The 15,945-nt window shown below is 63.6% G+C and carries 15 protein-coding genes; 8 read left to right on the forward strand and 7 right to left on the reverse strand.

All coding sequences use genetic code 11. The annotated features are described in order from the left end of the window. The first annotated feature begins 29 nt into the window (after positions 1 to 29). The 4 genes from ACX3OZ_RS04195 to ACX3OZ_RS04210 all read left to right on the forward strand — a co-directional run bounded on the left by ACX3OZ_RS04195 (position 30) and on the right by ACX3OZ_RS04210 (position 4,067). A complete protein-coding gene (locus ACX3OZ_RS04195; RefSeq protein WP_459096528.1) occupies positions 30 to 776 on the forward strand; it encodes an SDR family NAD(P)-dependent oxidoreductase in 747 nt (248 codons plus the stop codon). A gap of 300 nt (positions 777 to 1,076) precedes the next feature. Continuing rightward, a complete protein-coding gene (locus tag ACX3OZ_RS04200; RefSeq protein WP_459096529.1) occupies positions 1,077 to 2,021 on the forward strand; it encodes a Bug family tripartite tricarboxylate transporter substrate binding protein in 945 nt (314 codons plus the stop codon). Further along, a complete protein-coding gene (locus ACX3OZ_RS04205; RefSeq protein WP_459096530.1) occupies positions 2,018 to 2,503 on the forward strand; it encodes a tripartite tricarboxylate transporter TctB family protein in 486 nt (161 codons plus the stop codon). Before ACX3OZ_RS04200 ends, ACX3OZ_RS04205 begins: the two co-directional genes overlap by 4 nt. Positions 2,504 to 2,519: 16 nt before the next feature. After that, on the forward strand, positions 2,520 to 4,067 hold the full coding sequence (locus tag ACX3OZ_RS04210; protein ID WP_459096531.1) for a tripartite tricarboxylate transporter permease: 1,548 nt from the start codon (positions 2,520 to 2,522) through the stop codon (positions 4,065 to 4,067). A 194-nt stretch (positions 4,068 to 4,261) separates the two neighbouring features. Here the strand turns inward: ACX3OZ_RS04210 and ACX3OZ_RS04215 are convergent, their stop codons facing one another. From ACX3OZ_RS04215 to ACX3OZ_RS04230, 4 genes are all read right to left on the reverse strand, one after another. Beyond that, entirely contained in the window at positions 4,262 to 4,429 is a 168-nt protein-coding gene (locus ACX3OZ_RS04215) for a hypothetical protein (protein ID WP_459096532.1), read from the reverse strand. A 225-nt stretch (positions 4,430 to 4,654) separates the two neighbouring features. Beyond that, positions 4,655 to 7,120, reverse strand: a complete 2,466-nt coding sequence (locus ACX3OZ_RS04220) for a sensor histidine kinase (RefSeq protein WP_459096533.1) — start codon at positions 7,118 to 7,120, stop codon at positions 4,655 to 4,657. Then, the gene (locus tag ACX3OZ_RS04225) at positions 7,107 to 7,799 is read right to left on the reverse strand and encodes a response regulator transcription factor (protein WP_459103900.1); all 693 of its coding nucleotides are present in this window, start codon (positions 7,797 to 7,799) and stop codon (positions 7,107 to 7,109) included. Before ACX3OZ_RS04225 ends, ACX3OZ_RS04220 begins: the two co-directional genes overlap by 14 nt. Positions 7,800 to 7,851: 52 nt before the next feature. Beyond that, positions 7,852 to 8,019: a hypothetical protein gene (locus tag ACX3OZ_RS04230; protein ID WP_459096535.1), complete on the reverse strand. Its 168-nt coding sequence runs from the start codon at positions 8,017 to 8,019 to the stop codon at positions 7,852 to 7,854. A 216-nt stretch (positions 8,020 to 8,235) separates the two neighbouring features. Between ACX3OZ_RS04230 and uxaC the strand changes: the two genes are divergently transcribed. Continuing rightward, positions 8,236 to 9,642, forward strand: coding sequence for a glucuronate isomerase (uxaC, locus tag ACX3OZ_RS04235; RefSeq protein ID WP_459096536.1), 1,407 nt, complete (start codon positions 8,236 to 8,238; stop codon positions 9,640 to 9,642). Positions 9,643 to 9,839: 197 nt separating this feature from the next. Here the strand turns inward: uxaC and ACX3OZ_RS04240 are convergent, their stop codons facing one another. Next, positions 9,840 to 10,016 carry a hypothetical protein gene (locus ACX3OZ_RS04240; protein WP_459096537.1) on the reverse strand — a complete coding sequence of 59 codons (177 nt, stop codon included), beginning with the start codon at positions 10,014 to 10,016 and terminating at the stop codon, positions 9,840 to 9,842. Between the two features lie 256 nt (positions 10,017 to 10,272). Between ACX3OZ_RS04240 and ACX3OZ_RS04245 the strand changes: the two genes are divergently transcribed. Both ACX3OZ_RS04245 and ACX3OZ_RS04250 read left to right on the forward strand, forming a co-directional pair. Beyond that, positions 10,273 to 11,082 carry an aminoglycoside phosphotransferase family protein gene (locus tag ACX3OZ_RS04245; protein ID WP_459096538.1) on the forward strand — a complete coding sequence of 270 codons (810 nt, stop codon included), beginning with the start codon at positions 10,273 to 10,275 and terminating at the stop codon, positions 11,080 to 11,082. Positions 11,083 to 11,095: 13 nt separating this feature from the next. After that, entirely contained in the window at positions 11,096 to 11,596 is a 501-nt protein-coding gene (locus tag ACX3OZ_RS04250) for a CAP domain-containing protein (RefSeq protein ID WP_459096539.1), read from the forward strand. Positions 11,597 to 11,607: 11 nt separating this feature from the next. Here the strand turns inward: ACX3OZ_RS04250 and glpK are convergent, their stop codons facing one another. Beyond that, on the reverse strand, positions 11,608 to 13,095 hold the full coding sequence (gene glpK, locus ACX3OZ_RS04255; protein ID WP_459096540.1) for a glycerol kinase GlpK: 1,488 nt from the start codon (positions 13,093 to 13,095) through the stop codon (positions 11,608 to 11,610). Between the two features lie 161 nt (positions 13,096 to 13,256). Further along, positions 13,257 to 14,768 carry a glycerol-3-phosphate dehydrogenase gene (gene glpD, locus ACX3OZ_RS04260; RefSeq protein ID WP_459096541.1) on the reverse strand — a complete coding sequence of 504 codons (1,512 nt, stop codon included), beginning with the start codon at positions 14,766 to 14,768 and terminating at the stop codon, positions 13,257 to 13,259. 173 nt (positions 14,769 to 14,941) lie between these two features. On the opposite strand from glpD, the gene ACX3OZ_RS04265 reads away from it, so the two are divergent. Then, a complete protein-coding gene (locus tag ACX3OZ_RS04265; protein WP_459096542.1) occupies positions 14,942 to 15,877 on the forward strand; it encodes an AEC family transporter in 936 nt (311 codons plus the stop codon). Positions 15,878 to 15,945 lie beyond the last annotated feature (68 nt).

Here is a 15,945-nt window from a genome sequence, read left to right on the forward strand (position 1 = left end):
TAATTCCTTGCCAGTGAAAGTCTTCCCCAATGAACCAGATCGATCTTGATGGACAGGTCGCCGTCGTCACCGGCGGCGCGCAGGGCCTCGGCTTTGCCATTGCCCAGCGGCTGATCGACAGCGGCGCCAAGGTGAGCCTGTGGGATCGCGATGCCGACATTCTGGCGCAGGCCATTGCGGCGCTGGGGGCCGCTGCGTCCAGTGTGGTGGTCGATATTACCGACTATCCCGGCCTCGTCGCCGCCCATGCCCAGGTCGAGCAGCAGGTGGGGCCGGTCTCGATTCTGGTCAATTCGGCCGGCATTGCCGGCACCAATGCCAGCCTGGAGGACTACGATCCCGAGGAATGGCGGCGCGTCGTCGAGGTCAATCTCAACGGCACTTTTTACGTCAACAAGGTGATGATCGCCTCGATGAAGGCGCGCAATTATGGGCGCATCGTCAATATTTCCTCGGTGGCGGGCAAGGAGGGCAATCCCAATCTGTCGGCCTATTCGGCGGCCAAGGCCGGCGTCATCGGCCTCACCAAATCGCTGGGCAAGGAACTGGCCAAGTTCGATATCGCGGTCAACGCCATCACCCCGGCCACTGCCAAGACGCGGATTTTGGAAACCCTGACCCCCGAATTCATCGACTATATGCTGGTGCGCATCCCGCGTGGGCGGTTTCTGGAAGTCGATGAGGCTGCGGCCATGGTGGCCTGGCTGGTCAGCAAGGAGAATAGTTTTACCACGGCCAGCGTGTTTGATCTGTCGGGTGGGCGGACGACGTATTAACCCCAGCCACGATGTCACCCTGGCGAAAGCCGGGGCCCATCTCGAGATCATGCCGGTGAAGCCATCTCAGGATGGGTCCCGGCTCAAGGCCGGGATGACCCGCTGGGTGTGAGAGGCGAGGGGGGCACGCGCGCCCCGTTGCAATTGCCCGTCTGCTGGCGCAATCTGGTGGTGAAATATCCACTCGGACCGAAGTCGCATGGCGTTTCGTGCCGTGGTGACAGGACGGTGACAGGGACCCCAGCCTAGTCTGCCTGTCACGAACGCAACGACGTTCCGGATTTTGATATGGGAGGACTTATGAACAAGCTGCTTCTGGCCGCGCTGATTTCGAGCGCAATGGCTGTTCCTGCTTTCGCTGCCGACTACACCATCATGGCGCCTGCTGCCCCCGGCGGCGGCTGGGACCAGACCGCCCGTTCCATGCAGGAGGCCCTCCAGGCTGACGGCATTTCGGGCAATGTCCAGGTGACCAACGTTCCTGGTGCCGGCGGTACCATCGGGCTCGCCCAGTTCGTCAATCAGGACGAAGGCAACGCCAATGCACTGATCGTCGGTGGCTATGTGATGGTTGGCGCCATCCTCACCAACGCTTCGCCTGTAACCCTCGACATGGTGACCCCGATTGCCCGCCTCACCGGTGAAGCCGTCGTCGTCGTCGTCCCTGCCGCTTCCGAGCTGAAGACCATGGATGACCTGGTGGCCAAGCTCAAGGCTGAGCCGGGCGCTGTGGCGTGGGCTGGCGGTTCGGCCGGTGGCGCCGATCACATCACGGCTGGCCTCATCGCCAAGACCGTTGGTGTCGACCCGACGCAGGTCAACTACATCGCCTATTCGGGCGGTGGTGAAGCCCTTGCGGCCCTGCTGGGCGGCCAGGTGACTGTCGGTATCTCGGGCTATTCCGAGTTTGCCGCTCAGATCGATGCCGGCGAACTGCGCCTGCTCGCCGTCTCCAGCGACACCCGCATCCCGGGCGTCGATGCACCGACCCTGCGTGAAGCCGGTGTCGATATGGACCTGCAGAACTGGCGCATGGTTGCTGCCGCTCCCGGCATCACCGACGAGCAGAAGGCCGCCATCACCGCTGACATCGAAAAGATGGTGAATTCGGCTTCGTGGAAGGCCACGCTCGAAACCAAGGGCTGGGTCGATACCTATCTGGCTGGCGACGCGTTCACCGCCCAGCTGGCTGCCGATACGGAAGCCACTGCAGCCATCCTGAAAGACATTGGCCTGGTCGAATGAGCTTAGGCCAACCCAACCTCTCGCGCCGCCCCGATGGGGCGGCGCTTGTCATAGCGGCCATTCTGGCAGGCATCGCTGCGGTCATCATCTGGCAGACCAGCCAGATGCGGGTCCCCCCGATCCAGGCCAAGGTCGGCCCCACCGTGTTCCCCTATGTCATCGCCACTGGCTTGCTGGCGCTGTCCGTCGGCACCGTGGTGTCGGCGCTGCGGGGCGCCTTTCCGGCCCGCGCTGATGATAATTTCGTGCCGATCATCTGGATTGTCACCGGGTTGATTGCGCAAATCCTGCTGCTGTCCACCATCGGCTTCTCGCTGGCGACCGGCATTCTGTTCGCCTTCACCGCCAAGGGTTTTGGCCGCGGACCGCTGTGGAAGACCATCCCCATCGGGGCTGTCGTCGCTTTCATCGTCTGGTTCCTCTTTGCCAAGGGCCTGCAGCTGTCGCTGCCATCCGGGCCGCTCGAACGGCTTATTCCCTGATCGGACCCTAGCTGACATGGATACTTTCGGACTTCTCGCGCAGGGCCTGGTTGCCGCACTCCAGTGGCAGAACCTGATGTATGCGCTGATTGGCGTGACCCTGGGCACCGCCGTCGGCGTGCTGCCCGGCATCGGCCCGGCGCTGACCGTGGCGCTGCTGCTGCCCGTCACCTACAAGCTCGATCCGGCCGGCTCGCTGATCATGTTTGCCGGCATCTATTACGGCGGCATGTATGGCGGCTCGACCACCTCCATCCTGCTCAATACGCCGGGCGAAAGCGCCTCGATCGTCACTGCGCTCGAGGGCAACAAGATGGCAAGGCAAGGCAGGGGCGGTCCCGCCCTCGCCACCGCTGCCATCGGCTCCTTCGTCGCTGGTTTGATCGCCACGCTGGCGCTGGCCTTTGTCGCGCCCTGGGTGGTCAAGATGGCGCTGGCCTTCGGCCCCGCCGAATATTTTGCCCTGATGGTGCTGGCCTTCATCACCGTGTCGGCCGCCTTCGGCGACTCGGCGTTGCGCGGGCTCACTGCGCTGTTCATCGGTCTGGGCCTCGGCCTGATCGGCATTGACCTGCAAACCGGTCAGGCGCGGCTCTCCTTCGGCATTCCCGATCTGCTCGACGGCATCGAGGTGACCACGCTGGCCGTGGCGCTGTTCGCCATTGGCGAAACCCTCAAGACCGCCGCCGACCGTAGCCAGGTCAAGGACGAAGTCCTCTCCGTCAAAGGCTCGGTCTGGATGACCAAGGAAGACTGGAAGCGCAGCTGGATGCCGTGGTTGCGCGGCACGGCGGTAGGCTTTCCCATCGGCGCCATGCCGGCCGGCGGCGCCGATGTCGCCAGCTTCCTGTCCTACAGCACCGAAAAGACCTTCGCCAAAAAGCCCGAGGAATTCGGCCATGGCGCCATCGAAGGCGTCGCCGGTCCCGAAGCGGCCAACAATGCTTCCGCCGCCGGTACGCTGGTGCCGCTGCTGACTTTGGGCCTGCCGACCACCGCTACAGCGGCGATCATGCTGGCCGGGTTCCAGCAATTCGGCCTGCAGCCCGGCCCGCTGCTGTTCACCAACAATGCCAGCCTGGTCTGGGCGCTGATCGCCAGCCTGTTGGTCGCCAACTTCATGCTGATCGTGCTCAACCTGCCGCTGATCGGGCTGTGGGTGAAGCTGCTGTCGATCCCCAAGCCGTGGCTCTATGGCGGCATTCTGGTGTTCGCTACGCTGGGCACGCTGGGCGCCAATGGCGCCATGTCCGGGCATCTGGGGCCGTTCCGCTTCTCGTTCGAGCTGATGCTGCTGCTGGCCTTCGGTATTCTGGGCTATCTGCTGCGGCGCTTCGACTACCCAATCGCCCCGGTGGTGGTCGGGCTGATCCTGGGGCCGATGGCCGAGCAACAGCTCCGGCGCGGTCTCGCCATCAGCCAGGGCGATCCGATGGTGCTGATCCAGTCGCCGATCGCGCTGACGCTCTATGCGCTGGCCGCCGCCGCCGTGCTGGTGCCGCTCTGGCTCCGCCTGCGCGGCAAGGGTGCCGTACTCGGCCAACTGGCCAGCGACGAAGACTGATCACCCAACCCAGAAATAACAAAAGCCCGGATGCCCTTTTCAAGGGATCCGGGCTTTCTCACGTCAGATCATCCGCAAGGCGCGGGCCGCACACAGGGAGGAGAGCGGCGCGCCACAGCGACGGAGCAAGCCTGATCACTCAGGCGGCGGGCTGGGCTTCAGGAGGGATGAAGCAACCAGCGCTCGCCGGATTGCTACCGGCCGATCGAACGGAAAGCGTCGGGATCGATACCCAGGTTACGCAAGTGCTTGGCCTGCGGAGCACGGCCTGCCTCGACAGCGTTGGAGACAGCAGTTGCGCTGCCGAAAACTTCAACGAAGGTGCCAAGGGTCGAAAAAAACGACTTACGGGGGGTGCTCATAGTGCCAGTTCCTCTTGTGACCCAACCGAATTGCCGGGCCGCTTTCATGACTAGGAAGATGGGCTCACCCCTGCCGCTTTACTAGGGTGCAAAGGACAGGGCAGCTATGCGTTCCGTGTGGTTATCTTGGCGTTAACCCTCAAAAACCCCGAATATTTGCCAATATTGTGCAACTTAGGTCTTATCCATGCGTAATGCGCATGTCTGTCATGGCTTTATTGGCCCTCACGGCTTGGGCGAAACAATCTCGCCCCAGCTGTCGAGGAAGCGTTTCCGCCGCTGCTGGTCCAGCGACACCATCAGCGCCGGCCCCAGCGCCACCGGCTGGATCACCCCGCGCCCGCGCGCGGCGATGGCTTCGCTGGTCCACTCACCACTGGCGCCCGGCACCACTGAACCCAGCGCCGTCGCTCCCGCCGCAATGGCCTGCCCGGTCGGCGACAGGGCAAAGTCGACAAACGCCTTGCCCAATTCGGGATGCGGCGCGTCGCGCGGGATCAGCATGGCGCGCGTCAGCACCAGCACATAGTCATCCGGCACCACGATTTCAATTTCGGCGCCCGCCGCCTTGCGGGCAAAGGCGTAGGAGCCCAGCACATTATAGCCCAGCGCCAGCGAGCCATCGGCAACGCCATTGAGAATGGCCGGGCTCGAGCCCGAAAACACCGCGCCCACCCGTCCGAACGCCGCCGCCAGCCGCCAGAAATTGGATGAAATCACCTGGTCCTGGGACGCCAGCAGATAGCCCACGCCGGAAACGGCAATGTCGTAAGTGGCAATCGCGCCGCGGAAACGCTCGGTCTGGGTTTCCAGCAATTCGGCCAGCGTCAGATGGGTGCGCGGCACCTCGGCGGCGCTGATGCGGCCCGGATTATAGATGATCACCGCCGGCTCGAAGGTGAAGCCGAACACCTCATTGCGCCAATGCGCCCAGTCGGGCAGCCCGCCCAGCCAGGGGCTGTCATAGGCCATGGCATGACCGTCATTGGCCAGCTTGATCTGCAGATCGGCAGCCGAGCTGATCAGTAGGTCCGGCGGCGGCATCGCCCCGGAGAGGAAATTCTCATACATCGGCAGGGAATCCTGCTCGTCATACTCCACCGTCACATTGGGGTAGAGCGCCTGAAACCCTGCTACGAAGCCGACAAACAGCGGCGTATCGGTGGTGCCGACAATGGTCAGCACCGTGTTGCTGCTGCCATCGGGCGCCGGGTAGGTCGATGAGGCCGCCTGCGCCCCGCGCGGATCGAGCAGCAGCAGGCCAAGCAGGGCTACCGCCATGCTGCCCAGCGCCCGCCGCTTCGGCTCGGCCTTGCCCTTGCGTCCCGCCAGCGGCAGGTCGATCTCGACCACCAGCCCGCCGCCGGGACGGTCCAGTAGCCGCAGCGCGCCGCGATGCGCCTCGACCACCCGTTTGACGATGGACAGCCCCAGCCCCGAGCCGGCGGTGCTCCGGCTGGCACTGCCGCGTTTGAACCGCTCCAGCACCAGCGGCTTTTCCGCCGCTGCGATGCCCGGCCCCCGGTCGCGCACCGCCATGGTGATCAGCCCCTCATTCATGCTGCCGCCGATTTCCACCGGCCCATCCGAATACACCAAGGCGTTGTCCACCACATTGCGCACCATCTCGCGCAGCGCGACCCGGTCACCGCGCACGATTGCCGTCGCCACGGCATCGGGCAGGGCGACCATCAGTCTGCCGGCCTGATCGGGATCGAGCCGTTGCCGCACCTCTTCGACCACCGCACCAAACGCCGCCGTGTCGGTTTCCTGATTTTCCAGGCGATGCGACACCGTCGCTTCCATCAGCAGCTGGCTGACCAATTGGCTGGCCTGCACCGCGCCCTGATGGATGCGCCGCACCCGCTTGCGCAGCGCTTCGGGGTCCTGTTCATCCATCGCCACTTCGGCCTGCGCCCGCAGCGAGGCCAGCGGCGTGCGCACCTCATGGGCGGCCTCGGCCACCAGCCCGGTGACCCGCTCCATGGCGCTGCCCAGCCGCGCCATGAAGGCATTGAGGCCCGAGACCAGCTGGCTCACCTCCACCGGCACCGGCACATCCACTGGCGATAGGTCATCCGGCGCCCGTCCGCGCAATTCCTGTTCCAGCTGATACAGCGGCGCGAACATCCGCCCGATGCCGAACCACACCAGCGCAATGGCCAGCAGCGTCAGTGCCACTACCGGCACGATGGCGTTGCCGAGAATTTCCGCCGCCAGCGCCTCGCGCTCTGCCTGGGTTTCCGCGACGTGGATGGTCACCCAATCGGCATCGCCGCCCGACGAGGTCAGCCGCCCGACACTGGCCACCCGCACCAGTTCGCCACGATAGATGGTGTCGGCAAACACGGGTCCCGCAGAGGCCAACTCCGGCAGTGCCACCGACAGATCTTCATAGCCAGTCACCGCCCGCCCGCTCGGGTCTTCCACCGCATAGAACACCCGGTCGCGCCCGGAAAACATGCCGAACGAGGCGAAAGGCAGCTCGACAATCACCGTGTCGTTTTCGACCTGCACCGCCCCGGCAATGGTCAGCGCCGATGCCGCCAGCAGCCGATCGAACGCCTGATCTGCCGCCCGCTCGGCATAATCGCGAATGAACACGATCAGCACCACCGCCGCCGCCAGCAACAGCGCCAGCGCCAGCGCCAGAATGCGCCGGCGGATGGAGAAGGATTTAGTGGGCGCCATGAGACCGACTACCCATGCGGCGCCGCACCACATAGCCGACCCCGCGCACGGTGCCGATTTCCACATCCGATGCTTCCAGTTTCTTGCGCAGTCGAGAGATGTGCAGCTCTAGCGCATTGACCGATACCGACTCGTCAAAATTGAACAACTGGTTCATCAGCCGCTCCTTGGGCACCACCTTGCCGGCATGGGTGACCAGAATTTCCAGCAAGCGGAATTCGCGCCGCCCCAGTTCCAGCGGCGCCCCGCCGACACTGGCATTGAGACCCGCCAGATCCATTTCGAGATTGCCGACGCCCAGCGTGCTGGTGGTCTGCCCGCCGGTGCGCCGGATCAGCGCCCGCAACCGCGCTTCCAGCTCGCGCAGATCGAAGGGTTTGACCAGATAATCATCGGCGCCCAGATCGAGCAGGCTCACCTTGTCGTCGATTTCCGAGCGGGCGGTGATCACCAGAATGGGGGCATTGAATTTGCGTTTGCGCAATTCGGCGATCAGCCCGATGCCGTCGCGATTGGGCAGCATCAGATCGAGCGCCACCGCGTCGAAATCATCACCTTCGGCGGCCCCGACCACGTCATTGCCGTCGCGCACCCATTCCACCGAGTGGCCGGCGCTGCGCAGGCGTTTTTCAATCGCCTCGCCCAGGTCTTCATTGTCTTCGACAAGCAGGATTCGCATTGGCAGCCGGTGTTCTCCCCGGGCGCACCCTAGTGGTTCAGCGCTATCCTGTCTAAAAAACTGTGGTCATCATTGCGGCGGCCACCGCGACGATCCCGATGGCGGCCATGCCGGCGGCCAGCAGCATCAATTGGGCCCGCTGCACATGCGCCGATTGCCGCGCCTGCTTGCGCGCCAGGAGCAACCCGCTATCCAGTCCACTGCTATCGATATGCGCCATGAGATCACCCCTCAATCATCGGTCAAAACGACCGAAAATGAGCCCTGGGCAGCCGCGTTCGCGCTGTTTCTCACCCGCTATCGATAAGACTAGCCCGACCCCTCCCGGGCACGAACGCCATCCTCCCATTGCAGTTAATTTAGCTAAAATGCCGCCTATGCGAATCTTGTATGGAAGCTGATTGATCTGCCGCGCGGATCATGGCAAAAATAGCGCATGACCCATCTTCATCCCGACCGCCTGTTCCCCGCTTCCGAGCCCGCCCAGACCATCGCGCGCGAGCTCTATCCCGATGTGGCCGACCTGCCGCTGATCTGTCCGCATGGGCATACCGATCCGTCGTGGTTTGCCAATAATCAGCGCTTTTCCGATCCGGCAGCGCTGTTTTTGACGCCCGACCATTATGTGCTGCGCATGCTGCGCAGCCGGGGCCTGAGCTATGACGATCTCGGCGTGCCCCGCAAGGATGGCAAGCCGGTCGCCGCTGGCCGCGATGCGTGGCGCCTGTTTGCCGCCAATTATTACCTGTTCGCCGGCACCCCATCCAAGACCTGGATCGACCATTCGCTCGACTGGGGTTTTGGCCTCAAGGAGGAATTGTCCTCCAGCACGGCCGACGCCATTTACGACACCATCGACGCGGCGCTCGCCACCCCCGATCTGCTGCCGCATGCGCTGCTTGACCGGGCGCGGGTGGAAGTCATCGCCACCACCGAATTCGCGCTTGACCCGCTGGTGCATCACCAGAAGATGGAAGCCGACGGCATGATCGGCCGGGTCCGCACCACCTATCGCCCCGATGACGTGACCGATCCCAGCCGCGCCAACATCGTCGACAACCTGCAGAAATTCGGCGAGATCACTGGCGAAAACATCGCCACCTGGGCCGGGCTGATCAATGCCCACCGCAATCGCCGCGAATATTTCCGTCGCTTCGGCGCAGTCGCCACCGACCATGGCGTGCCAACTGCCAATACCGCCGATCTGAGCGGGCCGGAAAAGCAGGAACTGCTCGACAAGGTGCTGGCCGGCCAGCATGACGCGGCTGATGCCGAGCTGTTCCGCGCCCAGATGATGACCGAAATGGCGCTGCTCTCGGTTGAGGATGGCATGGTCATGCAAATCCATGCCGGCTCGCGCCGCAACACCGATCCGCTGGTGATGGCCGAACGCGGCACCGATATGGGCGCCGATATTCCGGGCCCCACCGATTTTGTGAACGGGTTGCGGGCTTTGCTGTCGAAATGCGGCAACGAACCCAATCTGCGGCTGCTGATGTTCGGGCTCGACGAAACCACCTATGCCCGCGAAATGGCGCCAATGGCCGGCTACTGGCCCAGCCTGATGATCGGCCCGCCCTGGTGGTTCCACGATAGCCCGCAGGGTATTCGTCGCTATCTCGATCAGGTGGTGGAAACCGCCGGCTTCTACAATCTGGCCGGCTTTAACGACGACACCCGCGCTTTGCTGTCGATCCCCGCCCGCCACGACGTCTGGCGCCGCGAAGTCTGCGGCTTCCTCGGCCGCTGGGTCGGTGAAAACCGCATCACCAAAGCCACGGCCCGCGATATCGCCAAGCATCTGAGCTACCAGGCGGCGAAGGACGCGTATCGGATTAAGTAGCCAGCGATCTCACCCTCGCCCCGTCCACCGGGTTCACCCTCCCCCTTGCGGGGAGGGAAGCGAGATAGGAGTTAGCCTACTAACTCCGTGATCGAACAGGGAGGGGGTATGAGAGCCCCAATATTGGGGCCAAACCACCCCCACCCTTGATCCCTCCCCGCAAGGGGGAGGGTGTCGACTGATAATTCAGCTGCCGCCTACGGCGACTTCCACAGCACCATCAACACAATAACCACCCCTGTCAGTAGCAGCACCAGCAGGCCACTCAGCCCGTTGAAGATCTGCCGGCCAAGGCTCGGATGCGCCTCGTCGGCGGCAAGGATATCGGCGAGTTCGGCCGGTTCCCGCCGGTCATCATAAGGTTGATGCGTCATCGCAAGCTCCTCCCTGTCGGACTTGGCTTCGCGTCTGATCACCCTACGCCGGCGGGGCTAACCAGTCCTTGCCGGGCCAGAGCTTTCTGTCGTTAGGGTTGCCATCTGGCCAATTGGCAGGCTTACCCAGGCGTTAGCATCACGTTTGCATGAAGATTGGCGGCATTTTTCGTCCACCCCGTCGAAACCGGGCGCGCCTTCTGCTCTAATGGCGACAATGAATCAGTCGCCCATAGAAACCGCGCTTAATCGCGCCATGATCCGCTGGTCCCTGACCAAATCGTCGCTGGTCGCCGAAAGCGCCGGCAGCGTCATTTTCCGCGTCGAGCAGAATGGCCGCAACTTCGCCGCCCTCAAAATCCTCAAGCCGGCTGCGGCCGAAGAGGAGCGGCGCGGCGCCATGCTGATGAACTGGTATGACGGGGAGGGCGCGGCCACCGTCTTCGATATCCATGGCGATACCATCTTCATGGAATGGCTCGATGGCGGCACGCTGGGCGATGCCGTCCGCGCCGGACATGATGCCGATGCCACCATTGCGCTCTGCACCCTGGTCGCCAATCTGCACCGGCCTCGCGCTGGCATGCCCGAGGACTTGGAGCCGCTGCGCGAGCGCTTCCAGGCCCTGTTCGACACCGATGCCCGCGTCTGGCCCCACACCGCGCGCGACCTCTATGCTCGCGCCAGCGGCATCGCGCTGCGGCTGTTCGACCGGCCCAGCGCGCAGCTGCCACTGCATGGCGATCTGCACCACGACAACATCATGTCGTCCGATCGCGGCTGGCTCGCCATCGACCCCAAGGGCCTGCTCGGCGATCCGCTTTATGAGGTCGCCAATGTCTTCCGCAATCCCATCGGCGCGCCGGCGCTGGTCGCCGATCCGCGCCGCATCAAGGCGCTGGCCGATGAATTCGAGGCCCGTCTCGGCTTTGCCCGCAAGCGCGTGCTCGGCTGGGCTTGCGCCCATGCGGCGCTGAGTGCCTGCTGGGATCTGGCGGCCGGCAAGCCCATCACCATCGATCTGGCGGTGCTGCCGCTGCTGCTCAGCGCCTATGATCAGGCCTAACTCCGGACCGACCATGCTTCACACCACCCGTCGCGGCTTCCTCGTGCTCGGCGCCGCTGCGGCACTTTCCGCCTGCGCCGCCACCATCCCCATGGTGCCCAAGGGGGCCAGCACGCCCGAAACCCTGACCGACGCTGAAATCCTTGTGGCGATCAACGCCGTCCGCGCCGCCAATGGCGCGCCGCCTTGGACTTACAACGGCAATCTCGAGGCAGCCGCCCGCGCCCAGGCGCGGCTGATGGCGCAAAAAAACGAGTTAAGTCATGACCTTGGCGTCACGCTGCGGCAGCGGGTGACGGCGGCGGGCTATACTGGTGCGGTGGGTGAGAACGTCGCCAAGGGTTATACCAATCTGCAGGGCGCGCTGGAGGGCTGGATGAATTCCTCCGGCCATCGCGGCACGTTGCTCAGTCACCGCTTTGTCGAATTCGGCCTCGCCGCCGCGCGTGGCCCCGGCGGCAAGCTGTATTGGGCGATGATCGCCGGCGGCAGTTTTGATGCCTGGCGTGGCTAGGGCCTAACCCTTTAGCTTGTCAGGGTTTTTCGCACTGCTATGTCCCAGCCCTTGACCTTGCGCTGGCGCTCTGTCGGGTCCATTTTCGGTTCAAAGCGCTTGTCGCGGGCCCAGCTGGCGGCGAATTCTTCCATGCCCGGCCAGACGCCGGCTTTCGAGCCGGCCAGCCATGCTGCGCCGAGCGCGGTGGTTTCGAGGATCATCGGGCGGTCGACCGGGGCATCAAGAATGTCGGCAAGAAACTGCATGGTCCAATCCGACGCCACCATGCCGCCATCGACCCGTAACACCGTGTTTCCATTGCCTTTCCAGTCCTTGCGCATGGCCGAAAGCAGGTCGCGCGTCTGGTAGCACACCGCTTCCAATGTCGCCTTGGCGATTTCGGCGGGGCCGGAATTGCGGGTCAGCCCATAAATGGCGCCGCGGGCTTCGGCATCCCACCATGGCGCGCCAAGACCGACAAAGGCCGGCACCATATAGACATTCTGGCTCGGATCGGCGCTTTCCGCGAGCGGACCGGTCTCGCTGGCATGCTTGACCAGTTTGAGCCCGTCACGGATCCACTGCACCGCCGCGCCGGCGATAAAGATAGAGCCTTCAAGGGCATAGCTGGTCTGGCCATCGAGCCGATAGGCGATGGTGGTCAGCAGGCGGTTTTTGCTGCGCACCAGATCGGGGCCGGTATTGAGCAGCACGAAACAGCCCGTTCCATAGGTCGATTTTACCAGCCCCGGCTTGAAGCATGCTTGCCCTATGCTGGCGGAATGCTGGTCGCCCGCCACGCCGAGGATAGGAATTTCAGCGCCAAACAGCTTTGCGTCGGTCACCCCGAAATCATCGGCGCAATCCTTGACCTCGGGGAGCAGCGAAGCCGGTACTTCGAACAGGGCGAGCAGGTCCTTGTCCCACTGATTTTTGCCGATATCGAACAGCAGGGTGCGGCTGGCATTGGTGGCGTCGGTGGCGTGCATCTTGCCGCCGGTTAGCCGCCAGATCAGGAAGCTGTCGACGGTGCCGAAGGCGAGTTCGCCCTTCTCGGCCCGCTTGCGCGCACCCTTCACCTTGTCGAGCAGCCATTTGACCTTGGTACCGGAAAAATACGGATCGAGCAGCAGGCCGGTCTTTTTGGTGATGCGCGGTTCGTGCCCGGCTTTTTTCAGCCGTGCGCAATAGGCGGCGGTGCGCCGGTCCTGCCAGACAATGGCATTGTAGATCGGCTTGCCACTGGCGCGGTCCCAGATCAGCGTGGTCTCGCGCTGGTTGGTAATGCCGATGGCAGCGATGGCCGAGGCGTCCACCTTGGCCGCCTTGAGCGCGGTTTTCACCGACCAGACGACACTCTCCCAGATTTCCTCGGGATCATGTTCGACCCAGCCATCCTGCGGAAAGATCTGGGTGAATTCCTTCTGCCCCACCCCCACGACGGTGCGGTCCGCGCCAAACACGATGGCCCGGCTCGAGGTGGTCCCCTGATCGATCGCCAGAATATAGCCGCTCATATAGTTCTCTCCTCCGACTCCGTCTTCCCCTCTCCCCTTGAGGGAGAGGGACCGGATTTCTGCGTTCAGCAGAAATCCAGGGTGAGGGGTTCCGCGTCATCCCATCGCTTCAATGCGTGTGGATGCAACCCCTCATCCGGCGCTGCGCGCCACCTTCTCCCTCAAGGGGAGAAGGGAAGGGTGTGTGTTGCCAAATACGCTTCCAGCGCGGCGACCTCGTCCCCGTTCACCCGCAGCCCCAGCTTGGTGCGGCGCCACAGGATATCTTGTGCCGTCCGCGCCCATTCATTGGCAATGAGATAATCCACCTCGGCGGCGTAAAGATCGGCGCCGAAATGCTGGCCCAATCCGCCGATGTCGGTGGCGTCGCCCAGCACCAGTTTGGCCTTTGTGCCATAGAGCCGCATCAGCCGGCGCAGCAGGCCGGCGGGCATGTCGGGATAAGCCATGCCGAGGCGGCGAACCTCGGCGTCGAAAGCCAGTGGTTCGAACTGGCCACCGGGCAGGCGGCAGGTCTTGGTCCAGGCCTTGCCCTTCCTGCCGAGCACGCTTTCGATTTTTTCCAGCACGGATTCCGCCAGTCGGCGCGAGGTGGTCAGCTTGCCGCCGAACACATTGATCGCCGCGCCGCTGGCCGCATCACCATCCACTTTGAGCACGTAGTCGCGCGTGGCTTCCTGCGCGGCGCTGGCACCGTCGTCGAATAGTGGCCGTACGCCGGAATAGCTCCAGACGATCTGGTCCTCTGTCACCGGCTTGGCGAAATATTCGCTGGCGGCGCTCAGCAGGTAGGTGGTTTCCGCCGCCGAGATTTTCACGTCCTTCGGGTCGCCGGTGTAATCCTGGTCGGTGGTGCCGATCAGGGTGAAGTCATCCTCATAGGGGATGGCGAAAATGATGCGGCCGTCGCTGTTCTGGAACATGTAGCAGCGATCGTGGTCGTAGAGCTTGCGCACCACGATATGGCTGCCCTTGACCAGCCGCACATTATGCGCGCCGGTCTGGCCCATCGCTCCGGTGATCACCTGATCCACCCACGGCCCGGCGGCATTGACCACCAGCTTGGCCCGCACGCTCTGCTGTCCGGCTTCGCCATCCAGCTCGACCAGCCAGCCGCCCGCATCGCGGCGAACACTGGTCACCTTGGTACGCACATGGATGGCCGCGCCCTTGTCGGCGGCGTCGCGGGCATTGAGCACCACGAAACGCGCGTCATCGACCCAGCAGTCGGAATATTCAAAGCCCAGCCGATAGCCCGGCTTCAGCGGCTTGCCGGTTTCGTGGCGGGTCAAATCCAGTGTCTTGGTCGGCGGCAACAGGCGGCGGCCGCCCATATAGTCATACATCGCCAGCCCGGCGCGCAGCACCATGGCCGGGCGCAGCCCCTTGTGGTGCGGCAGCACGAAGCGCAGCGGCTTGATGATGTGGGGGGCTTCGGCCCACAGCACTTCGCGCTCGGCCAGCGCCTCATGCACCAGGCGGAATTCGTAATGTTCGAGATAGCGCAGCCCGCCATGCACCAGCTTGGTCGCTGCCGAGGAGGTGCCCGAGGCCAGATCATTCATCTCGGCCAGTGCTACCGAATAGCCGCGCCCCACCGCGTCACGCGCCACGCTGGCGCCATTGATGCCGCCGCCAATGACGAAAATGTCGACGCTGTTGCTGCTGGCCATCTCTGTCTCCAATTATTGCTTTCGTTTCTACGCGTTTCAATTTCGTTTGTGAAGGTTTCGAGTTTCGTTATTGCGCGAGGCGGTGCTTGTGAATCTTCCATACAAGATCGGCGTTGACCGGGGCGCAGCCGAGGGGTAGGCAGGACCGCCCTCCGACCCCGGAACCCCGGCCCATGCTCGCCATTGTCTCGATCATCATCCCCATCTTTGCCTTGATGGGGCTCGGCTTCGGCGCCGTGCGCTTCCGCCTGTTTCCGGCCGAGGGCATCAAGAGCCTGATTGCCTTCGTCAATAATTTCGCCACGCCCTGCCTGCTGTTCCACTCGCTGATCACCAGCGATTTCAGCTCCGCCTTCAATATCGGCATTATCGGACCGTTTTATCTCGGGGCGCTGATCTGCTTTGCGCTCGGCATCGTTATCGCCCTCAAGATCTTCCGCAACAGCCCCGGCGAAGCAGTTTCGGTGGCGTTTTCCGGCACCTTCACCAATACCGTGCTGGTCGGCCTGCCGATCATGCAGCGCGCCTATGGGGTTGAAGCGCTCCCGGTGGTGCTGTCGATCATCGGCCTGCATGGCGCCATCCTGCTGACCACCGGCATGCTCACCATCGAATTGATGCGCCGCGACGGCCAGCCGCTGGGCAAGACGCTGCTGGTGGCGCTCAAGCGCATCGGCTCCAATCCGCTGATCTGGGGCATTGCCGCCGGGATGATCGGCTATTTTTCCGGGCTCACGCTGATCGAGCCGGCCGACGCGTTTTTCCGGATGATGAGCCAGGCCGTGGTGCCCGCCGCCCTGTTCGGCATTGGTGGCGCGCTCAATGAGTTCAAGCTGTCCGATAATTGGAAACAGGCGCTGGTCGCCTCGGTGATCAAGCTCATCGTCCACCCCGCCATCGCCTATGTGCTGATGATCTGGGTGCTGCGGGTGCCGATGGACATTGCCCGCTATGGCATCCTGCTGTCGGCCATGCCGGCCGGCATCAACGTCTATATTTTTGCGACCTACTACAACCGCGGGGTGAGCGTGGCGGCCAACACCATCCTGATCGCGACAATTGCCTCGGCGCTGACCATTTCGGGATGGCTGTATATTTTGAGTTTGTGAGGGGGCGGGGGCAAGATTTGTCCCACGCACGGTGTCACCCCGGCCTTGAGCCGGGGCCCATCTCGAGA

This window comes from Devosia sp. A369, from assembly GCF_054489345.1.